The sequence below is a fragment of the Nocardia halotolerans genome, assembly GCF_042650145.1.
In the GTDB taxonomy this organism is placed as follows: domain Bacteria; phylum Actinomycetota; class Actinomycetes; order Mycobacteriales; family Mycobacteriaceae; genus Nocardia; species Nocardia halotolerans.
Window position 1 is genome coordinate 536,348 of the sequence record NZ_JBHSDL010000030.1, and the last position, 17,374, is coordinate 553,721.

Here is a 17,374-nt window from a genome sequence, read left to right on the forward strand (position 1 = left end):
AGTCATGGTCACTTCGGGCGAGATTCCCGGCCTCGGCCTACCCGACATCGACGCCCAGTCATCCCTGGGCGGCCTGGGCCCCGTCGAACTGCAGCACCCGTCCCAAGATCTCGACGGCAACGGAGTGGTCGATTCCATCACCGACAACGACGTCGACTCGACCACCATCTGGTCCGACTACGACGCCGACGGCCTGGCCGACCACGTCACCGTGATCGAGAACGACGGCGATTACGCCGCCTGGGAGTACCACCGGTTCCCCGACGGGACCTCGGAGTGGCGGCGAACCGATCAGGGGAATCTGGAGAAGTGAACTCCGCCCGCCGATGAGGGAACCGGCGGGCACTTCGGTGCGTCGAAGTAGATAGCGCGCCGCTGTGGTGCGCGTCGAGCACTGGAGGTGGGGGATGAGTACGACGGTCTCGAACGGGATCGTGGTGAACCAGGCCGCGATCGACCAGTCGGTGAACGAACTGGAAGACACTGTCCGCGAACTGCGCAATGCGGCAGCGAACGTCGATGCGTGGGGCGGCGGTGTCGAGGCCGGGCGCGCCTACGTCGATCGGGGGCAGCGGATCGCCACCGGCTTCGAACGGGTGAGCGGCTGGCTGAACCGGTGGACCACCGCCACCGAATACACCGCCGGGTCGATCGGTGCCGCCACCATCGAACTCGCCGGAATCGACAACTGCGCCGCGCACGACCAGAACAAGCTGGCAGCACAGCTGCCGACGCGGTGAGACCACTCATGGCTGAGACAGTCGACGCTGTACTCGATGACGGCGCGGTACGTGGGCTCAAATTCTTCACAGACCTGACACCCAGGTATCTCCGGGCCTTCCCGACCGCGCCGACGCCGACGCTGCAGTCCATCTACGCCACCTACGACGCCGAGCGCGGACTCGACCTGCGGACACTCGCGCAGACCGCGGTCGGCCTGCAACTCGTGCTGACCACGGCACAAGCACAGTCCGACCGGCAACATCAGATCGGCAAGGTGCTGCCGACGGCCTGGCAGGGGGCTGCGGCGACCAGCGGTATCGAGGCGGTGGCGAATCTGGCGAGTCGCGCGGCCACCGATTGCACCGCTGTGCGGCAGGTCCTCGACGCTTTGAACACCGCGAGCACCGCAATCCTGCAAACGGTTCAGGACAAGGTGAGAACCATCGACGACATCACGGTGGATGGCGAAGTGGAAGTCGCGGGCTTGACGCCGGAAGAGATCGATCAGGTGATCGGCAGCCGAGCCACGGGAGATCTCGACGAGGCTGTATGGCAGAAAATGATTCCCGGGGCTCTCCTTTCGGAGACACGCCCCGAACAGATCAGGGCCGCTTGCTCAGGATGGTTGCAGCAGACCTTCGCGTACAAGTACGGCGAGATGCTTGCGGTCTTCACCTCCGCGTGTTCGGTTGCGCGCAGTGCCATCGAAGGGCAATACGACCTGATTGTCAGTGCTCTGAATGCGGTGGGGGACACGTCCTACAGCGGTGCGAAGGCTCTGGGGACAAGTACCGGTTGTCAGATGTCGGGTGAGGTGCTGGTCGAGGGGACGGGGGTTGGGCCATCTGCGGTGCGCGGTGGCGAAGCGGCGGTGAGTGGTTACCAGCTGGGCAGTGATGGTCAGGTGCCGGGCGGTGGCCAGATGCCGGGCGGTGGCCAGGTGGCGCCGGGCAGTGGCCAGATGCCGGGCGGCGGCCAGGTGGAGCAGCGTGGTGGCCAGATGCCGGGCACTGGTGGCCAGGTGCCGGGGATTGGCGGGCACGTGCAGGCCAGTGTTGGCCAGGTACCAGAGATTGGTGAGCCCGCGCAGGGCGGTGGTCAGGTGCCGGTGAGTGGTGGCCAGGTGCCAGGAACTGGTGAGCACGCGCAGAGCGGTAGTGGTCAGGTGCCGGAGATTTGTGGCCATGCGCAGGGCAGTGGTGACCATGTGCAGGGCAGTGGTGGCCAGGTGCCGGGCAGCGGTGACCGATCGCAGAGTAGCGGCGGGCAGGTGCAAGGCAGTGGCGGCAACCAGGAGCAAGACAGTGGGGGCGGCAGTTCTGCTTCCGGCGCTCGGAACGGCGAGCTTACGGATTCAGGTACGGCACCCGGGAGAGTGGAGCCTGGGTCGCAGGACGGCTTCCCCGACAACGGCGCCGGCGCAGCAGACACCGACACCAGCGCCGCATTGAGCTCGCTCTCGACGTCACTCGACGGGTTCGGCACCGCCGTGGCGACTGCGTTGGCAGGTGGTCTCGGGGACGCGCTCACATCGGCAGTCGAATCGGTGGGTACCGCCATCGGTAACGGCATCGAGCAGATGACCGAGCAGGCGGATGGTCTGCTGTCGGGCGAGCACGAGGCATCCTTTCAGCTCGGTGATACCGAGGTGAGCATCGAGAGCGGTGAGCACGGGCTGTCCTTGACGACTACGGATGCCAACGGTGAAACCCAGGTGTATCGGTTGGTCCTGGACGAGAACGGTTTGCCGGTCATCGAGCACGGGCCGGGCGATGCAGATGCAGATGCCGGTATAGGTGCTGGTGTCGGCACTGGTGATGGTGCTGAAGCCAGGTGCGGCGCTGGTTGTGGTGCTGACGCTGGTTGTGGCGCTGGTTGTGGTGCTGACGCTGGTTGTGGCGCTGGTTGTGGTGCTGACGCTGGTTGTGGCGCTGGTTGTGGTGCTGACGCTGGTTGCGGTGCTGACGCTGGTTGCGGCGTTGGTGCCGGTCCCAGTGCTGATCCCGGTCCCGGACCCGAAGATCGCGACAACGCGTTGGGTCCGGACTCCGCGAGCGAGAACGGCGTGCCGGGACCGGCTGCCGCCGAGCCGGGTGCAGCTACAGCAACTCCAGCCCAAGAGCCGACCACCCCGCCGCTCGCCGGCGGGCCCGACACCGGTAACTCGACCTCCGGTACTCCGACTGGCCGCATCCCGGCCGGACCACGTCCATCCAAGCCTGAACACGACGGTGAACACACACCGACCACCGAAGACCATCCGGCGAGTGACCCAGCTGACTCCGGCGCGATCCTCGCCGAGGCAGGCCCACTCTGATCCCAGATCGCCCCTGACCACAGGAGAGTGACCGATCATGAACTACGTGGCAGAGATCGAACAGATCACCGCCGAAGCGCACCGACGCACGGCATTGCTGATAGACGAAATCCAAGCGATCAACCTTCAGACCGCCTACCGGGCAGAACGGTTCGCCGCCGACACGGAACTACTACTCCGGCAGGCGACCGAACAGCAGCACACCGAGAAGGAAGCGAAAGAACCCGAACCTGCGGTAGCACAACCGATCCGCGAGAACTGGCACGAGCCTGCACCATGCCCGCAGGCGACACCGCCTCCACTGATGATCGACCCCAATCGGACGCCGCAGCAAACTGAGATCCATGCGGCGGTAGCCCGCGCCAGAGCCGCCCGGCGAGCCCACTCGACCGTCACCCCATCCGACGGCGACGTCGATCCGGAATCCGAGTACTACCGCCGGTCGGTATGGATACATTGACCATGGGAACGGGCCGGGGCCTACAAGTAGGGCGCTCAATACTGAACGAAGACTGGTTGGGTGAGCCGCCAACGAACTCGGGGCGCAGCTCGGTTTCGATGAAGGCGTGGCGATGTCGTCGGTCACAGCATCGGCACTTCTCCATGGCGTCCATCGAGCGAGGCCCGAGTTCCGTGCCCGACGTGAGGCATTCGTAGAGGTGGCCATCGCTGCGTTCCCACCGCAACCATTCGACCTCCTCGCAGCGCGTATTCACGCGGGGGTATGGGCAGACCGGGCCAATCGAGGTCAGGAGATCGGCGCCCACGATGCGCTCATCGCCGCGACCGCGATGAGCATCTGTTGGGAGGTGGCCACCGCGAACACACGCCACTTCAAACGGATACCAGGGCTCGACGTACGCGAGGTGCGCTTCAGCTGATCCGCCGCTATTCACCTATCAGAATTCGAAGCTCGTACTGTGTTCAGAGCTGCATGAAATCCGGGGTGGGCATAGGCGAAGGCGAACGCATCGCTGTCGATGGGACGGAACTTCACCGGCTCTGAGGTTCGTTTATACAGCCACGCGGTCAGTAACATGCCGAGTGGAAGCGAGCCCGGAAAGAAGGCCCATATCATCGGTTGCACCAATGAAAAATCAGCCTTGAATCCTGCCCAAGCGGCTGCGATCAACACTGCTAGAACGGCGAAATTCGCAATCATCGCAATCAGGAGAAATTTGCCGACCTGACGACTCCTTCGGCCCGATATTGCGCACCGCTCACAGATGGGCCACTCGCCGGCAACGATTGTAGAAATCGGCGCGGGACGTGGCGGGCGACCCTCCGAGGTTACGTGAGGTGAACGGGCATGGCGTTTCGTATCATAGAATACGACTCTGACCGGCTTTCGCGATATCGCTGGACGTCCATGTTTGCTGCAGACGTCCGGGAGTTTCTCGGCAATCTCCAACTCCAGAGGCTCAACCGTTCGCCTATCATCTTTAATGTAGAGAAGTTTAGTGAACGGCAGAGGTTTCCTGCACCGACGAACTTCTACTTTTACGTCACCTTGGGCGGTGTATTGTCTTTGGTAGCTCACTTTGAAGCGAACCTATCTGCGAAGCGCCGATGGGTGCGAATGGCGACGTGGTGATCGCGAGTGAGTCGGGCAGCTGTCATCGGCTGGGCCCGGTTGAACAGCGTGACCAGATTTATGATCCCGAGTGGAATCCACCCGGGGAATATGGTGATCACCAAGGGTCTGGCAATGTCTATTCTGTCGGCTTGTGAGAACGCGAGGACTGCGATCACATTGCAGATGGCCGTGAACACACCGAAAGGAAACCGTAGGTGTAGAGCGCAGTTCGCAGGCGACACCAATCGGCAGACCGGCAAGTCGGCGTGTAGCACCGAGTCCCGGTCGGGCATTCGCGCTCGATGCAATTGAATGCCATTGGTCAGCAAGCCATCTTCCCCGAGATACCTTTCTCCCAGGCTGTATGCCGTGGTGTATCGGTGCGACCCGCTGAAGCCGATCGATGCCTCGTAGGTACCGATAGCCGGCCGGCCGTGCTGCAGACACAGCGGCGGCAACTCATCAGCGATCACGAATCGCGAGAATCGGTGGTCGAAAGCAATCCCGGTCGGCGGAGCGTACTCGGTCCTGACCAGCACCTCGGGCCGGTGAGGAAAACGGCGGCGGACAGAATGTGCCAGCCGACGACTCCGAAGCTCAAGCTGTGCGATCACTTGAAGATGGCCCGGTAGGTCGCTCACGTGAGCCATCCGTGTTGCCGCTCTTGGAAATACAAGCCGCCTGCGGCCAGTTCATCCATTGATCCCCCTCGGTGGAGCCTGATTGGTGCCCTCACTACCAAGCAGGTTCGTTGGCGTTCTCGCGGAGTCTGCTGAGGGTTCGGTCGATCCAGTTCGCGAAGAGCGTTCGCAGGTCGTCGCCGGTGGCCGGACGGACCTGTACCTGTTCTCGGTTGCGCCGCAGCACGTAGCGGCCATCGTCGCTGAAGTCGAACCACTGTGCGCTGTACCAGGGTCCGGAACGGGTGCCGAACGGGCCGGGTAGGAGTTCGGCTATCCCGATGCCGTCGCGTGACTGCGCGAGAAAGCGCTCGAACTGCTTGCCGGGCGATTCTCCATAGCTGACGTGGCCACCCCGACGCGCTGGTGCGATGTCGTCGAGGTGGAACGTTTGGTTCGATGAACGACCTGCTGAGAACTCGGGCACCAGCTTGGCGATCCGGCCCGGGAGGTTGTCCGGCCGGAACAGCCGGCACCGGATGCGCTCCTCCACATTGTCGGTGACAGTCTGCGACAGCAGGACCGCATGGTGGGCGGTCTGGGCGGCGAGCAGGCGGTACGTTCTTCGTCGATTACCGCCCAGTCGGGTGGACTCGCCCACGATCCTGATCTGCAAGTCGCAGTTGCTCAAGGTATGGAAGGCGAGTTGGATCAGCTCGATCTCATCATCGTCATAGCGCGCGTGGACCGCGGCTCGGTGTGCTCGTTCCTCGCTGATGGTGGGGATGGCACTGGTATAGCCGAGTGGGCTCGGAAACCGATCGTGCGCGTCATTCAACCAGAGGGCAGCGAAATCATCAGGCTCCCAAGTCCATTCACTCATCGATATCGCCGCCGATCACGCCACCCTGAATGACGCGCGGCATCTCACCGAGCAGCTCCTCGGTGTTCTCCATGTTCTTCAGCCAGTCTGGGATCTGATGATTCTCATCGTCATTGGCTTGGCCTCCGCCTCGCCCACCGCCCATACCAGGGGTTCCCGCTCGACCAGTGCCACTTCCGCCCGCTGCGGCGGCCGCGCCTCCGGTCGGAAGTTTCGCCGCCGCACTCGGCGATCCGGGTGTGGCAGCGCCCGGCACGCCGGCACCGGGCACTCCGCCACCGGAGGCACCGCCACCGAGGTTGCTTCCCGGACCGCCGCCGCCGGGTACACCAGCACCAGGAGAGCCGGCACCCGGAGTCCCTGATGGGCCGAGTCCAGCCGGGGCCGTCGTCGGGGTGGACGCAGGTGATGTCGAGTCGGGCGATTCTTCCGGGGTCGACGACGGGCTGGTGTCGTCGGTGGTATCGCCGTCACTGGTGCCGTCGGTTGAGGTGGGCTCCTCGGTAGCCTCCGAAACCTCGGGACCTGTCCCGTCCTCGGAGCCCGGTTGCTCGCTGGTCACGCCTGCCGGATTCGAGCCGTCGCCGTTGGCCCCGCCATTGGTCCCTGGGCCGCCCCCTGTCGGCTGCCAAGTAGTGAGCGGCGAGGTCGGGTTCTCCGGTCGCGGCAGTACGGGAATCTCTTTTTCGGCGGCCACGAAATTGTCGACATAGTGCGTCTGCATTGCCTCACGTGCAGCATCGCGGGCATTGTTGATGGCGGTCATCGAGCGGCTTCCCGGCTCGGCGAAGAAGAAATCGTAGCCGTCCAGGTTCCACATGCTGTCGGGTCTGTTCTGCGGCTCATCCACGCCGGTCCGGGTATTGTTCACGCCGTCGACGGTGGTGGATACCCGCTGCGCCAAGGCATTCAACGCAGGAGTCAGGGCCAGTGCTCTCGTCGCATAGTCGGCAATGGCGTTCTGTGACGCCGTCGCCGCCGGGCCCTCCCACGCGGAGGTGCTCGAGCGACGGATTCGGGCGGCGAATGTCTCGACAGCAGCTGACCAATCCGATGCCAGCTTCGTGTACTCGGACTTCGCGTTGCTGGCTTCGGTGGTATCGAGCGGATTGAACGCGTTGAAGATCGTCCAATGCTCCCAGCTGTTGGGCTTCTCCGGTTCGCCGATCCGAGGGTCTTCGGTACCAGTCATCAAGCTTTCCCCTCCACGGACCCGATCGCCGACGGTGGGACATTCGCCGACAGTTCGTTGTAGCGAGCGGCGAATTCTTGATCCTGAGTCATGTAGCGGTTCGCGATCTCGCGGTGTAGGTTTCGGATATCGACAACGATATCGTGGTGCTGCTGGAGTATGTCATGGAGATTATTGTCAGAGTCTGCAGCTATGCCAGCATTCCCTGCCTTGCTGCGAAACCAGTCCACCAGTGTAGACGCTGACGTCAAACCTTCGGTTCCCTCGCCCAAGCCCCATTTCTCGCGAGCGGCAACGGTGGCAGCCCGCCGCTGTAGGCTCTCGATCTCATCGAGGAATGCTTCACAATCTCGCTCCATGTACACGAATTCGTCGGCATTCACACGTACATCGGTGCTGAATGACACACTTAGTGCGCCATTTTTAGCTTCTTGAATGATATTTTCTAGCGGTGTTGCCACTCGGCCCCCCTACGAATGTTAGGCCAGTCAGCTTCCAGACTGAATGGTTGGCGCTAGCATGGATGCAAGGTCTTTCGAAATATCACATGGGTGCCGCCCGACCGACCTCTCCGGTTTCGGCTGCACGTTAATCGCGATCTCCATGCTTCCGTTCTTCATCTCAACATTGGTAGTGCACCATTTTCCGGCCTGGGCTGACGGATAGGAAGTAATAGCCGCCCGCCCGGAGATTTCCAGCTCCTCGCCAACCACGTGTTCTGTGTTCGTCCTTACTTGTTCAACCGAAATTGTTGAGACAGTAATTGTCGCGCCGTAGCCGCGTGGCTGGATCCAGCCACATCCCAACCATTTGTTCCGACCGGCCGTCCACCCGTCGTCCTTCTCCGGGTTTTTCAGCTCCTCCGCGTCGATCACGAACTGCGGCAGAGCACACCCGTCGAACCCGGTGGGCAACACCGATTCCTCGGCCGTACTCGTAGCCGAGGAACTGGGCTGCGCTTCCCCTTGGCTCCCCGCGCTACACCCCCCGAGGAAGGTCGAGATCGCCCCGCCGACAACCAGTATCCGTGCGACTGCCGCGCGTTCCATCGATCAACTCCTAGTTCCGGTACCGGTAACAGGCCGGTCCGCTCCCGCCCCATCGGGGAACTTACACGCCGCGTGAGCAGCAGGTCATGCCAACATCGAGCCGCGAGTGAGCGATTGACTATGGCTAACTGAACCAATCCTTGCGGCGAAAGTACTCACTTTCCTGGTCATAGCCGTCGTAGTCGACTGGTTCGACGCGCTCGGCGGCTCGGCGGGCAGCGGCTGAGCGGGCGATCGCCTCGCGAGCTGCACGCAGTTCATCTTCCTGGAGCGCTGTCGGGTCACCGACAGGTCGCCAGCCGGCCACGGCATGCTCAGCAACAGGCGGCTGCTCCGCGGCGCGGGCTGCAGCCCACTGCGCGTTTTCCGCAGCCACCGCGCGAGCCTGCTCGGCCGCTGCACGTGTAGTCGCTTCGCGCAGTTGTTCTTCACGACGGGCGGCGTCGATGTCGACGAAAGGTTGTGGGCCGGCGGCAGATCCACGCTGCTCGGCCGCAAGCTGCTCGGCCGCAAGCTGCTCGGCCGCAAGCTGCTCGGCGGCAAGCTGCCCGGCAGCACGTTCCGCAGCAGCACGTTCTTCGGCGGCACGGGCCGCAGCCAGCAGTTCGTCACCTTTGGCTTGCAGCCGAGCTCGCTCGTCTTCGAACTCGACCCGAAGCATGCGCACTCTACGGAGGTGGTCGGCAACCAGATCTTCGATGGGGGAGTGGGTCACAGCGGACCTGCTTCCGCCAACTCCGCACCGGTGTCGCTCGGCGCCTCCGGTTCAGGAGTGGTCGGCCGGTGCTCGGAGTCGGGAGTCTGGCTGTGGTTGGTGACCGGAGTTCCAGGCTGAACGGCGGAGACCTCGGGTGCGACGGTTTCCTCGCCGGTCACTACTTCGGTGGTGGACTCGCTGGGCGTAGCAGGGTCCGGTTCCGGAGCGGCGTTGGCACCACCAGGTGCAGCGGGGGCCGGCTCGGGGGTTGCGGCGCTATCGCTGATGACCGGGATGCCGTTCTCGTTCAGGGTGAGACCGTATTCGTGTGCGGTGCCTGCCGAGTCGGTCGTGGTGAGGGTGAGCTGACCGTTGTCGTCGGTTGCCAAGCTGAGCGTGGTGCCCGCGATAGTGACCTCGGTGGCACCGTTTCCACTGAACAGGCCGTTCAACTGTTCGACACCGTTGGTGATCGACGCTCCGAGTGAACTGAGGCCGGTGCCGATGGATGCGGCGATGCTTTCGGCCGACGAGGTGGAACCCGAAGTCAGGCTGGACAACTCGCTGACAACAGAGCTCAACGTCGTCAGCCCGCTCGAAACGGTCGACAGCAAACCGCTCAGGTCCGTCGACGAGTTCGTCGACGAGCCGTCGTCGGTAGTCGCCGTCTTGGTCGCTCCAGCGGCTGCCGTTTCGGGAGTCTCCCCCGCCGAGTCACCGCCGCCAGTGGTAGTACCACCGCTAGATGGAGTTCCACCACCAGAAGAGGTATCCGTGGTCGGATCGCCCTTCTGGGAAGTGTCCGGTGTCGGTGCGTCCTCCGGTGCCGGGTATGGGGCCGCTTCGACGGCGGCTAGTGCGGTCGTTGCTTGGTTGAATACCTCTCTGACCACCCTCGAAGTTTCCTTGCATACTTCTTCGAAGTGTAAGACCGTGGATTCGACCTGTGGTGCGAATACATCTCGAAGGAAGGTCATCTGGTAATCGACAGTGTCTGCGTACTCGATGCAGTTCTCAATTGTTCCGATCAGGAATGGTTCGTCGCGGCCTTTCAGTTCGAAGTCCGCGGTACCAGCGGGGCGCCAGTATCCCCTGACATCGGTCGCCTTCTCTGCGATGATGTTTCGTAGCGCATTCGCCAGCTCGCCCAGTTCACGACCGGCTACAATGGCATTATTATAATCGGCGTCCGCTCGCCGAACTTGTTCATTCAGCATGGTGAATGCCGCATCGCCCGCATCGCCTTGCCAAACGCTTTGTATTGACGTGCGTTGCGTCTGCTGGGTCTGCAATTCGGTAGATAGTTTGGGAAGTGTGCTCGTCAGCGTTTTCGACATTCGCTCGAGCGCCTCGATATCCATGCCTCGCTCAGCATCATACAGTCCACATAAGGTGTAGTATTCGCGGCCAGCTATCGCCGCGTTGCCGTGTCCGTACTTTTCGAGGCATTGTCGGTACAGGGGGAGATAGTACTCAAAATATTTGAGGCCTTCGGCACCCTCGTCGAGGATCGCGTCGGCATTTCCGGCGGAGCCTGAAACCACGTGCTCCCAGTCGGAGTTTATTTCACCGTCGGTGACAGTGCCCGTGTCGTCCGATTTCCAGCTCATCAGAGACTCACTCCAGCGGCCGTGATCTTGGTTACGTTGGCATCATCTACCGCTGAATACGTATTCGCGCTGGTGGTGTATGCATTGCCCGACTTGGCTATTGCAGTCTCCCAATGCGTCAACCATGCGCCGATGCTCACGATCTCAGCACCGAACTTCGCACCCTCGTCTCCGTACGCCCGCCCCGCCTGCGCCGCGGTGAACGACCAACCACTGATGTCCGTGTTCAAGGTCTTGATCGCGCTCCCGGAACTGATCAGGTTCCCCCCGAGCTTGCGTAGCTGCGTCGGATCGACCCTTACCTGGCTCCCCACCGTGCATCCCCTCCCTCTATCGCTGTACGGTCTGGCTTCGGCAACATGGTAGGCGTTGCAGTGCGGCTGTTTCCAGTGCGGTCGGCGTCAAAGTTCCCGGGGCTGAACAGCTCTGTCGTCCATAGCCGCGGCGAAGGTTCGGTGTGCGCATACCACTGCATACGGTAGATCGGCGCGGACGAAGGTCTCGCCTCGGCTCAGCAGGATCATGATCACGGCCCCGGCGGGGACCCCCGCCGAGAACCGCAGTCAGCGTGAGTGTCCTGAACAACTGCTCATCAAGGTGCCCGAGCCACGTCACCGCTGTCGCGGCGAACGTGGTCGCGATCAGGGCGATGACAGCCAGGGCTGCCCGCATATGTAGTCGGGCGACACGGAGACATTTCGGGGAGCCAGGCCAGTCAGCATTCACTGCCGCGTCAACGCGCTGGCGGCCACCTGCGATCCGGTTGCTGGCCAGTTGCGCCATTCTGACGACCGTCAGTTGTCCGCTATCGGAACTACTGTTGTCGTAGAGCACCACCTGGTTGTGTTTCGGAGATACGACTATGAGGTTCATACTCGCCATCCAAGCTGCCGACGGGCCTGAGAAGTCAGGGCAGGTCGAGGCTGGAAGTTTTAGCGCCATTGGCTGGGGCATCTTTTGTATCGTCCGGTAGGAAAGCCTCGTTCATCTTTGTCGCATCGTTGACCTCATTGCCAAGTCTTCGGCCTTCCAGGCCGAGAACCACGTCGTTCACAATGCCGGCGACTCCCGCTGCACGGGAGACGGTACTTCCAGGGTTTAGGGCGCCCGCCAAGCCATCGCCTTTCCCGACACTTCCGGTAACGCTCCCGCCGATTGCACCGGCGAATAACCCTTCCACACCACCCGTGGTAACGGCCGTCTGCGTCAGGCCGAGGTCCATCGTGGTACGGTCGCCGCGATTGATCTGGATCGACTGCACTGCAAGATCGGTCAAATATCCCTTCAATACACCTTCGGCTGCCCCGACAATTGCTCCCTGCAATATCTTGGCTAGCAGCTGCCTGAGTAACATCTTTATGGCAGCCTTTGTTGCAACTTGCGCTAGCACTATTCCTGGAGTGGCTGCGCCAAAGGTGACACACGAGGCAATAAGAGCGGCTGAAACCTCCGCAGCCAGAATGATGAGTGCGGCGATGATGCTCAGCTTGGTGTACTCGATATTCAAGGCATCGGCATCCAGGGTCTCCCCGAGCTGTGTGGCCAATGCGGAGACCTGAACGAACGCGTCCTCTATCTGGCGCCAGAACTCTTCCAACGCAACATGTGTGTCTCCTTCGATGCTCGTCAACGCATCGTGCACAATCTTGGCAGCGGCTTCGGTGATGTCGTCGAGATTTGTGCTGGTGGTGGTCCATGAGTCGCCGAGGCGGCGCATCGCCGTTTCATCACCCTCAGGCCAGTCCTGCCCCAGGGCCATGTCGGCAACCCATCTCAGTACCCCCGGTAGTTCGATTCCCATCAGTTCCCCCCGAGACCTGATTCAACCCCGCGGATGGCGGCGCTAGACGTTGTATCCTGCGCTTCGATGGTGTCGGCGGCCTGAACGACAGTCTGCATGATGTAATCAAGCACGGGGCCCACCTTCGCCAGGAGCTCCGACGCGTCCGCTGCGGGTTCAACGTATTTGCTCGCGAATGTAGTGCCTGGATCATCGGTGCCCCAGCACACGCCTTCGGCTGCAACAGATGCTTGCAGGTTCTGCAGAAGTTGATGTGCGTTGTCGGTGGGTGTGCGCATGCCGAAAATGGTCTGGCGCAGTTTGTCGGGATCGGCATAGAAGTTGATGCTCATCAGCGGCCTCCCAGGTACCGCTGGTTACGGAAGTAGTCGTCTTCCTCCTCGTCATCATGCGATCCATCTGACGGCGCTTGTGGTTGCGGCGCCTGCTCCGGCGGCTTCGGGATCATGGACTCGACCAGACCGCGAATGCTCGGGGCGCCGGGGACGAGGTCGGACAGGTCTGGAAGGTCGGAGCCCGTGTTGAGGAAGGGCGCAAGAGTCTGCTGGGAACGTTCGGCGGCCAGTCGGGCGCAGATCTGGGATGCCTCCAGCATCGACTGGGCGAGTTTGGCAGGGGTCGACCGCTTGAAAGCCTCGGGCTCGACACGCACTTCGATCGGGATCCCCGCCGCGTTGGTGACCACCTCGACCAGGTTGTCGCCGGACCACGCGGATACCCGCTCCGCAGCCTGCTGCCTGTGCACCTCGGCCAGCTTGTCCCGCTGCTCCGTATAGCTCCTCATCAGCGAATCGACCTGGTCGCGCAGCGCTTCGTTGCGGGCGCGCATACCGTCGATGTCGTGTGTGCTCATTCGATCCTCTGGGTAGTGGGTCAAGCGGGCCTTCACGTTGATTAGACGGGGGCAGGCGCCGATTGGTTCCATATAGTTTGCAGCCAGTACCGTCACGGTGGGGCTACGGCCCGGCGAGTTGAGGAGGGGGTGACTGGTGCAGCAGCAGTATCCAGGAGGGCCGTACTGGCAGGGCCATGGTCCGCAGCCGGGATGGCAGCAGTTTCCGCCAGCTGAGTACGGCTATCGATACGTGATGCTGCCGCGGTATGTCGAGTTCATCGCCGAGGCTGATACCGCGAAAAATTTGCGACGGACCGTCGCCCGCAGATTGGCCCTGTCTCGCGCGTTTTGGGCGTTCACGCTCGCCTTTCCGCTGTTCGTCATGGCTTCGGGCATCATCCGGGAACTCACAGGATCGGAAGAAACTGATTGGTCGGTAGTTTTCGGGGCCTATCTGGTTCTCTTGGTGCCGTGTCTGGTCGGGTTTTTCATTGGATGTTGCGTCCTCGCGATCAGGGGAGACGAAACCAGCAAGACCACCGTGTACCCCGAGGCGCACCTGTCGATCCGGTATGGCCACTCTTCGATGGATGTGCACACGCCGGCAGCGTGGAACACACTGGCCTACACGGACGTACGCAGCGTGGAGGTGTACCGGCATGCTGTCTACATCAACGTGCGCAACAACGGTTTGCTTCTTCCTCGGCAGCTGATGCCCGACGATTTACTACCGCTGTTCAAAAGGAAGAAGTGGCCCCGGTAGTACGACAACCGGCTGAGTGAGGGGAGCCGTCGGGGTGCGGGGCGGCTCTAGCCGCGGATCAGTTTGGCGACCGTGCCGATGGACAGCTTCGGTGCCTCGACTTCCACTTCGGCGGTCGGGTCGATGACTGTGGTGTGCGGGATTTCGGCTTCCGGGTCGGCGAACGGTGCGTACTTCTTCTCGTTCAGCAGGGTGGTGAGGAGGTAGCCGGTGACCAGGGCGCGGGTGGTCTTGTCGGTTTTGTGTTCGTAGCGGCCGGCGCCGAGGGCGGCGAAGAGGCGGCGGCCTTCGGCGAGGCCGGTGAGGGAGGCGCCGTCGACGCGGCGCAGCAGGGCGGGGCCCGACCAGGCGGCGGCGAGGGGGCGGGCGTTGGAGTTGACCGAGTCGAGGTCATCGCCCGCCAGGATCAGTCCGGGCGTGTCGAGGTCGGCGGCGATCTGTTCGGCCGAGGGGGACGTGGGTGAGGGGAACAGGGCGGTGACGGCGGCTACGCGGCGTTGAGCTGCGGCGATGACGGCGGCGCCGGCGCCCATGCCGTGACCGGCCAGGGCGAGGCGGTCGGGGTGCACGCTGATGGTGCCGTCGCCCAGGCGTACCTGGCTGACGATGTCGAGCGTGGTGAGCAGGTCGCCGGCGAGGTCCAGATGTGACGGGATCGGGCCGCGTTCGGTGTCGGGGGCGGCGACCACGAAACCCCATGATGCGACGTGTTCGAGTAGGCCCTTGTAGTTGTCGGCGCTGGTCAGCCAGCCGTGCGCGAACGCGACAGCGGGCAGGTTCAACCCGGATTCGGGCGTGTACACCACGCCCGGCTGGCCCGCGATGCCCAGGTTTCCACGCAGCACCCGGTGGGGGCCGCGGATGGACAGGGTGCTCAGGAGCGATTTCACAGACGCCGACACGGCCAGAAGCGTAGCCGATCAGTAGGGTGGTGGACCATGTGCGGAATCGTGGGCTACGTCGGGTACCGGGATGCGCTCGGCGTTGTCGTCGACGCGCTGCGACGCATGGAGTATCGCGGATACGACTCGGCGGGCGTGGCGATCCTCGACGGGAACGGCGGCATCGCGGTCGAACGGAAGGCCGGTCGGCTGGCCAATCTGGAAGCCGAACTGGACGAGACGGGCGCGCAGCGCTTCGCGGGGTCGACCGGCATGGGGCACACCCGCTGGGCCACACACGGCGCCCCGACCGACCGCAACGCGCACCCTCATCGCGACATCTCCGGCAAGCTCGCCGTGGTCCACAACGGCATCATCGAGAACTTCGCGCCGCTGCGCCGCGAGCTCGAGGACGCGGGTGTGGAGTTGCTCAGCGACACCGATACCGAGGTGGCGGTGCATCTGGTGTCGCGCGCCTACGCCGACGGGCCCACCGCGGGCGACTTCACCGCCAGCGCGCTGGCCGTGCTGCGCCGGCTCGAGGGTGCGTTCACCTTGGTGTTCACTCATGCCGATCATCCGGGCACGATCGTGGCCGCGCGGCAGTCGACGCCGCTGGTCGTCGGGGTCGGGCAGGGCGAGATGTTCATCGCCTCGGATGTCACCGCGTTCATCGAGCACACCCGGGAGGCGGTCGAGCTCGGGCAGAACCAGGCGGTCGTGATCACCGCCGACGGTTACACCGTCACCGATTTCGCCGGTGAGACCGAGGGCGTGGTGAGCCGGCCGTTCACCATCGACTGGGACCTCGCCGCCGCCGAGAAGGGCGGCCACGACTACTTCATGCTCAAGGAGATCGAGGAGCAGCCGACCGCGGTCGCCGACACCCTGATCGGGCATTTCGTGGTCGACGAGAACGGCGGCCGGATCGTGCTCGACGAGCAACGCCTCGCCGACCAGGAACTGCGCGAGTTCGACAAGGTTTTCGTGGTGGCGTGCGGCAGCTCCTATCACGCGGGTCTGCTGGCCAAGTACGCCATCGAGCACTGGACCAGGGTGCCGGTGGAGGTGGAGCTGGCCAGCGAGTTCCGCTACCGCGACCCGGTGCTGGACCGTTCCACGCTGGTGGTGGCGATCTCGCAGTCCGGCGAAACCGCCGACACCCTCGAAGCCGTGCGGCACGCCAAGGATCAGAAGGCGCGGGTGCTGGCGATCTGCAACACCAACGGCGCGCAGATCCCGCGTGAGTCCGACGCGGTGATCTACACCCGCACCGGGCCCGAGATCGGTGTCGCCTCGACCAAGGCGTTCCTGGCGCAGGTGGCGGCCAACTACCTGGTCGGGCTGGCGCTGGCGCAGGCGCGCGGCACCAAATACCCCGACGAGGTGGCGCGCGAGTTCGCCGAACTCGAGGCGATGCCGAAGCTGATCTCGCGCGTGCTCGAGACCGCGCCGCAGGTACGGGCCATCGCGCGCGAGCTGGCGCACGTGCCGACGGTGCTGTTCCTGGGACGCCACGTGGGTTACCCGGTGGCGCTCGAAGGTGCGCTCAAGCTCAAGGAACTCGCCTACATGCACGCCGAGGGTTTCGCCGCCGGTGAGCTCAAGCACGGGCCGATCGCGCTGATCGAAGAGGGTCTGCCGGTGATCGTGGTGATGCCGTCGCCGAAGGGGCGCGCGGTGCTGCATTCCAAGTTGCTCAGCAACATTCGCGAGATCCAGGCGCGTGGGGCGCGCACCATCGTCATCGCCGAGGAGGGCGACGACACGGTGCGCCCGTTCGCCGACGATCTGATCGAGATCCCGGCCGCGCCGACGCTGTTCCAGCCGCTGCTGTCGACGGTGCCGTTGCAGATCTTCGCCGCCGAGGTGGCCCAGGCGCGCGGCTACGACGTGGACAAGCCGCGCAACCTGGCCAAGTCCGTCACGGTCGAGTGATCGGCCGCTGTCCTATTCGACGGTGACGGTGCCGCGCATCTGCGGGTGCAGCGAGCACAGGTAGCGGTAGGTGCCGGGCTGGGTGAAGGTGTATGACCATTCGCCCTTGTCGATGATGGGGCTGTTGATGCCCATCGCCTTGTCGCCGATGCCCTGCACGTTGTGGGGGGCACTGTCGGAGAACTTCCAGGTGACGGTTTCGCCGACCTTGATGGTCGCGTCGGCGGGGGAGAAGGTCATGTCGTCGACGACGACTGTGAGCTGGGAAGGTTTGTTCTCGGTGGGGCTGGTCGTCGTGGCGACCGGGCGCGGTGTGCGGGTGGGGGTGGCGGTGTCTTCGCCACTGGAACACCCGGCGGCCAGCAGGGCAGCGGTTACGACGAGCCCGGCGACGACACGGGTGGATGCGGCGCGGTGACGAACCATCGACATGGTTGTGGAGCGTAGTCTGCCATCGATCGCGGGCCGGTCGTGGCCCGCGCCGAGGAG

General features: G+C 63.5%; 21 protein-coding genes. 7 read left to right on the forward strand and 14 right to left on the reverse strand.

Annotation, left to right across the window (positions count from 1 at the left end):
- The first annotated feature begins 4 nt into the window (after nt 1-4).
- The 5 genes from ACFO5K_RS25810 to ACFO5K_RS25830 all read left to right on the forward strand — a co-directional run bounded on the left by ACFO5K_RS25810 (nt 5) and on the right by ACFO5K_RS25830 (nt 3,921).
- Nucleotides 5-313 carry a DUF6802 family protein gene (locus tag ACFO5K_RS25810; protein ID WP_378568192.1) on the forward strand — a complete coding sequence of 103 codons (309 nt, stop codon included), beginning with the start codon at nt 5-7 and terminating at the stop codon, nt 311-313.
- A 94-nt stretch (nt 314-407) separates the two neighbouring features.
- Nucleotides 408-740 (forward strand): hypothetical protein, encoded by a 333-nt coding sequence (locus ACFO5K_RS25815; protein ID WP_378568194.1) that lies wholly within the window; start codon nt 408-410, stop codon nt 738-740.
- 8 nt (nt 741-748) lie between these two features.
- On the forward strand, nt 749-3,040 hold the full coding sequence (locus tag ACFO5K_RS25820; RefSeq protein ID WP_378568196.1) for a hypothetical protein: 2,292 nt from the start codon (nt 749-751) through the stop codon (nt 3,038-3,040).
- A gap of 46 nt (nt 3,041-3,086) precedes the next feature.
- Nucleotides 3,087-3,500, forward strand: a complete 414-nt coding sequence (locus ACFO5K_RS25825; RefSeq protein ID WP_378568198.1) for a hypothetical protein — start codon at nt 3,087-3,089, stop codon at nt 3,498-3,500.
- Nucleotides 3,501-3,612: 112 nt separating this feature from the next.
- A complete protein-coding gene (locus ACFO5K_RS25830; RefSeq protein ID WP_378568200.1) occupies nt 3,613-3,921 on the forward strand; it encodes a PIN domain-containing protein in 309 nt (102 codons plus the stop codon).
- A gap of 11 nt (nt 3,922-3,932) precedes the next feature.
- Here the strand turns inward: ACFO5K_RS25830 and ACFO5K_RS25835 are convergent, their stop codons facing one another.
- The 12 genes from ACFO5K_RS25835 to ACFO5K_RS25890 all read right to left on the reverse strand — a co-directional run bounded on the left by ACFO5K_RS25835 (nt 3,933) and on the right by ACFO5K_RS25890 (nt 13,321).
- Complete coding sequence (locus tag ACFO5K_RS25835) at nt 3,933-4,202, reverse strand: hypothetical protein (RefSeq protein WP_378568202.1); 270 nt, start codon at nt 4,200-4,202, stop codon at nt 3,933-3,935.
- 374 nt (nt 4,203-4,576) lie between these two features.
- Entirely contained in the window at nt 4,577-5,257 is a 681-nt protein-coding gene (locus ACFO5K_RS25840) for a hypothetical protein (RefSeq protein WP_378568204.1), read from the reverse strand.
- A 94-nt stretch (nt 5,258-5,351) separates the two neighbouring features.
- Nucleotides 5,352-6,119: an ESX secretion-associated protein EspG gene (locus tag ACFO5K_RS25845; RefSeq protein ID WP_378568206.1), complete on the reverse strand. Its 768-nt coding sequence runs from the start codon at nt 6,117-6,119 to the stop codon at nt 5,352-5,354.
- Nucleotides 6,112-7,311: a hypothetical protein gene (locus tag ACFO5K_RS25850; RefSeq protein ID WP_378568208.1), complete on the reverse strand. Its 1,200-nt coding sequence runs from the start codon at nt 7,309-7,311 to the stop codon at nt 6,112-6,114. The genes ACFO5K_RS25845 and ACFO5K_RS25850 overlap by 8 nt, the downstream gene beginning before the upstream one ends.
- Nucleotides 7,311-7,772, reverse strand: coding sequence for a hypothetical protein (locus tag ACFO5K_RS25855; protein WP_378568210.1), 462 nt, complete (start codon nt 7,770-7,772; stop codon nt 7,311-7,313). Before ACFO5K_RS25855 ends, ACFO5K_RS25850 begins: the two co-directional genes overlap by 1 nt.
- 27 nt (nt 7,773-7,799) lie before the next feature.
- The gene (locus ACFO5K_RS25860; RefSeq protein WP_378568212.1) at nt 7,800-8,360 is read right to left on the reverse strand and encodes a DUF3558 domain-containing protein; all 561 of its coding nucleotides are present in this window, start codon (nt 8,358-8,360) and stop codon (nt 7,800-7,802) included.
- A gap of 124 nt (nt 8,361-8,484) precedes the next feature.
- Nucleotides 8,485-9,075: a hypothetical protein gene (locus ACFO5K_RS25865; protein ID WP_378568214.1), complete on the reverse strand. Its 591-nt coding sequence runs from the start codon at nt 9,073-9,075 to the stop codon at nt 8,485-8,487.
- Nucleotides 9,072-10,667 carry a hypothetical protein gene (locus tag ACFO5K_RS25870; protein ID WP_378568216.1) on the reverse strand — a complete coding sequence of 532 codons (1,596 nt, stop codon included), beginning with the start codon at nt 10,665-10,667 and terminating at the stop codon, nt 9,072-9,074. Before ACFO5K_RS25870 ends, ACFO5K_RS25865 begins: the two co-directional genes overlap by 4 nt.
- Nucleotides 10,667-10,981, reverse strand: coding sequence for a hypothetical protein (locus ACFO5K_RS25875; protein WP_378568218.1), 315 nt, complete (start codon nt 10,979-10,981; stop codon nt 10,667-10,669). Before ACFO5K_RS25875 ends, ACFO5K_RS25870 begins: the two co-directional genes overlap by 1 nt.
- 593 nt (nt 10,982-11,574) lie before the next feature.
- Nucleotides 11,575-12,468, reverse strand: a complete 894-nt coding sequence (locus tag ACFO5K_RS25880) for a WXG100-like domain-containing protein (RefSeq protein WP_378568220.1) — start codon at nt 12,466-12,468, stop codon at nt 11,575-11,577.
- Nucleotides 12,468-12,800: a WXG100 family type VII secretion target gene (locus tag ACFO5K_RS25885; RefSeq protein WP_378568222.1), complete on the reverse strand. Its 333-nt coding sequence runs from the start codon at nt 12,798-12,800 to the stop codon at nt 12,468-12,470. The genes ACFO5K_RS25880 and ACFO5K_RS25885 overlap by 1 nt, the downstream gene beginning before the upstream one ends.
- Nucleotides 12,800-13,321 carry a YbaB/EbfC family nucleoid-associated protein gene (locus ACFO5K_RS25890; RefSeq protein ID WP_378568224.1) on the reverse strand — a complete coding sequence of 174 codons (522 nt, stop codon included), beginning with the start codon at nt 13,319-13,321 and terminating at the stop codon, nt 12,800-12,802. The genes ACFO5K_RS25885 and ACFO5K_RS25890 overlap by 1 nt, the downstream gene beginning before the upstream one ends.
- Nucleotides 13,322-13,457: 136 nt before the next feature.
- On the opposite strand from ACFO5K_RS25890, the gene ACFO5K_RS25895 reads away from it, so the two are divergent.
- Nucleotides 13,458-14,066 (forward strand): hypothetical protein, encoded by a 609-nt coding sequence (locus ACFO5K_RS25895; protein ID WP_378568226.1) that lies wholly within the window; start codon nt 13,458-13,460, stop codon nt 14,064-14,066.
- A 47-nt stretch (nt 14,067-14,113) separates the two neighbouring features.
- Here the strand turns inward: ACFO5K_RS25895 and ACFO5K_RS25900 are convergent, their stop codons facing one another.
- Nucleotides 14,114-14,968: an alpha/beta hydrolase gene (locus ACFO5K_RS25900; RefSeq protein ID WP_378568228.1), complete on the reverse strand. Its 855-nt coding sequence runs from the start codon at nt 14,966-14,968 to the stop codon at nt 14,114-14,116.
- Nucleotides 14,969-15,004: 36 nt separating this feature from the next.
- Between ACFO5K_RS25900 and glmS the strand changes: the two genes are divergently transcribed.
- Nucleotides 15,005-16,885 (forward strand): glutamine--fructose-6-phosphate transaminase (isomerizing), encoded by a 1,881-nt coding sequence (glmS, locus tag ACFO5K_RS25905; RefSeq protein WP_378568230.1) that lies wholly within the window; start codon nt 15,005-15,007, stop codon nt 16,883-16,885.
- A 12-nt stretch (nt 16,886-16,897) separates the two neighbouring features.
- Here glmS and ACFO5K_RS25910 read toward each other — a convergent pair whose 3' ends face one another.
- The gene (locus ACFO5K_RS25910) at nt 16,898-17,317 is read right to left on the reverse strand and encodes a cupredoxin domain-containing protein (RefSeq protein WP_378568232.1); all 420 of its coding nucleotides are present in this window, start codon (nt 17,315-17,317) and stop codon (nt 16,898-16,900) included.
- Nucleotides 17,318-17,374: the final 57 nt, after the last annotated feature.